Below are 2,516 nucleotides of genomic sequence, written 5' to 3'. Positions count from 1 at the left end.
AAGGAGGTGAGACCATGAGCGCAAGAGAAGACTTGGAGCGTATACGAACGATAATCGAGGAAATCGAGACGAATGGATACGCCGAGATGTCTGTAGGCGGTAAGCGTTTTAAGACACATGATCTACCGACATTATACGCCCGTGAACGGGAGTTAATGGCTCGCGTTGATGATGAAGAAGGTAATAGTACAACATCCTACGTGTCATGGGAGCGACGATGAACATACTCGATAAGGTAATAGCATATTTCAATCCAGAACGAGCTGCTCGTAGAGCGTATTTTCGTAGTTCGCTTGAACGCGGATATGATGCGGCGTCAACAGACAGATTAAGTGGCGACTGGATGCCTGTATTTGGTACAGCTGAACAGGTGGCATCAGGTCAACGAGATTTGATTAGAGGGCGTGCACGTGCAGCAGAACTTAACAGTGATCTTGCCGAGAGTGTCGTTTTGGCGTTACTACGAAATGTAGTAGGTACGGGCATAAAGCCACAGTGCAAAATCAAGACCAAAGCAGGAAAGCTAAATGAAAGACTCAACAAGAAAATTGAGGAGGCTTGGTCTGATTGGGTGGATAAGGAGAATGCGGATATCCGAGGAATATCTACGTTCTACGAGTTGCAAGAAATGGCTCTGCGCCGAATGGTCTATGACGGGGAAATCCTAGTTAATATGACCTCCGAAGGCGCAGATATACCACTATCATTACAGCTTATCGAGGGCGAGAATATCGGAGCCGTATCGGTAAGCGAGAATGGCAACAATATTGTTAATGGTGTGGAAGTTAATAAATATGGAAGACCAATAGCATATCACGTATTCCAAACTGATCCGTTAGGGATACGGTCATTTAACGAGGCACGATTACCAAGTACTAGGGCTTTCCTATTACATAAACCGCGAAGGCCTAGTGAACTGCGCGGGGTTAGCATGTTAGCCCTCGTATTAAAGCGCATTCACGATGTAGATGAATATATGGATGCCGACCTCATAGCGGCTCGTGTAGCAGCATGTTTCGGTGCGTTCGTAACAAGTAATACTGGGAACGCCCCGATGGTTGCAAATAAGATTGACAGTAAAGGCAAGAAAGTTCGTTCAATGGCACCAGGGATTATCCAACATCTACGTGCAGGCGAATCTATTTCGTTTGCGGAACCTAAGCGAAATGCAGGAACCGCATCAGAATATTCGGCGACCCAAACAAGACGCATAGCGTCGGGCATGGGCTTAAGCGCGGACATAGTGACGCGCAATATTAGTGGTAACTTCTCCGCAGCTCGGCAGAATATGCTGGAGGACCAGCAATCATTCAAGCAGATGCAGCGTTTTATAATTGAGCATTTTTGCATGCCTGTATGGCGGGCTTTTATTGAAGCATGCTACCTAAAGGGAATTATCCCGGCCAATGACTATGCAGCAAACCCAAAACTTTATAAGAAAGTAGCGTGGTTAGCTCCAGGCTGGTCTTGGATTGACCCTGTTAAGGAAGTTAATGCTAACAAGGAAGCCATTAAGGCAGGACTCACAACGCTCGAAGACGTATGTAGTGCATCTGGTAAGGACTGGGAAGAAGTACTTGAACAGCGGAAGCTGGAACAGGACCGCATTAAGGAATTGGGTGTTGCCCTTGATATGAATGGGGACATAACGAATCTAGCGGATGATAACACCACTGATATGAAAGGAGATGATAGCTAGTGGGGAAATTTGCAAAGCAGCTCTTAGGTAAATATGCCCGAGAGGCGCAAATTACAAACATCGAAGCGAACGAAGACCGTACCGTCGAATTATCCTTTTCTTCTGAAGAACCATATGAAAGATGGTTCGGAACAGAGATATTGTGTCATGACGAAGGCTGCGTTAACTTAGACCGATTTAATAACGGTTTAGGCACATTGCTATTCAACCATGACCGCAGCGCAGTTGTTGGTCACGTCGATAAAGTGTGGATTGAAGATAATCGCGGCAAGGCGATTGTTCGATTCGATGAAGATGATGAATCCGAAAAGATTTATCAAAAAGTGATAAAAGGCACATTACAAGGTGTGAGTGTCGGATATGACATAAGTCGATATGAGGAATTAATCGATTCCGATTCTAAAAGTTCCAATGGCCGGTTTACAGGCCCAGCATACGTAATTACATATTGGGAGCCATTGGAGATTAGTGTTGTGTCCGTCCCTGCAGATCCGACTGTAGGGGTAGGCAGAAGTGTAGAAGATAATGAGGAGGAACCTATGAAAGGTGATGCAAAAGCAAAAGGCACTGAGCAAAACGTGCCACAAGTAGTACCGGAAGTACCAGAGTCCGGAATTAAAGGTTTTAATGCGGATGATGCTAAAAAATTGATTGCGGCAGAACGTGAACGTGTATCCACAATCACTAGCCTATGCCGTGATTTCGATGTTGACGGTGTAGATGAATTCATCAAATCTGGCAAATCTGTTGCCGAAGTTCGTGAGGCAGTAATGGATGCGTTGCGTGAACGCAATAAACCAGTATCTGTTAAAGTCGG

Annotated in this window: 3 protein-coding genes; all 3 read left to right on the top strand. The window is 45.4% G+C overall.

The annotated features are described in order from the left end of the window. The first annotated feature begins 14 nt into the window (after positions 1–14). Positions 15–221, top strand: coding sequence for a hypothetical protein (locus tag RYO55_RS09710; protein WP_287512949.1), 207 nt, complete (start codon positions 15–17; stop codon positions 219–221). Continuing rightward, on the top strand, positions 218–1,699 hold the full coding sequence (locus tag RYO55_RS09705; RefSeq protein ID WP_314985317.1) for a phage portal protein: 1,482 nt from the start codon (positions 218–220) through the stop codon (positions 1,697–1,699). Before RYO55_RS09710 ends, RYO55_RS09705 begins: the two co-directional genes overlap by 4 nt. Then, positions 1,699–2,516 (top strand): HK97 family phage prohead protease (locus tag RYO55_RS09700; protein ID WP_314985316.1); only part of this gene is annotated, 818 nt, incomplete at its 3' end. The genes RYO55_RS09705 and RYO55_RS09700, both read left to right, overlap by 1 nt.

The sequence above is a fragment of the uncultured Veillonella sp. genome (genome assembly GCF_963551295.1).
In the GTDB taxonomy this organism is placed as follows: Bacteria; Bacillota; Negativicutes; order Veillonellales; family Veillonellaceae; genus Veillonella.
This window is presented reverse-complemented; position numbering and strand designations above follow the sequence as displayed.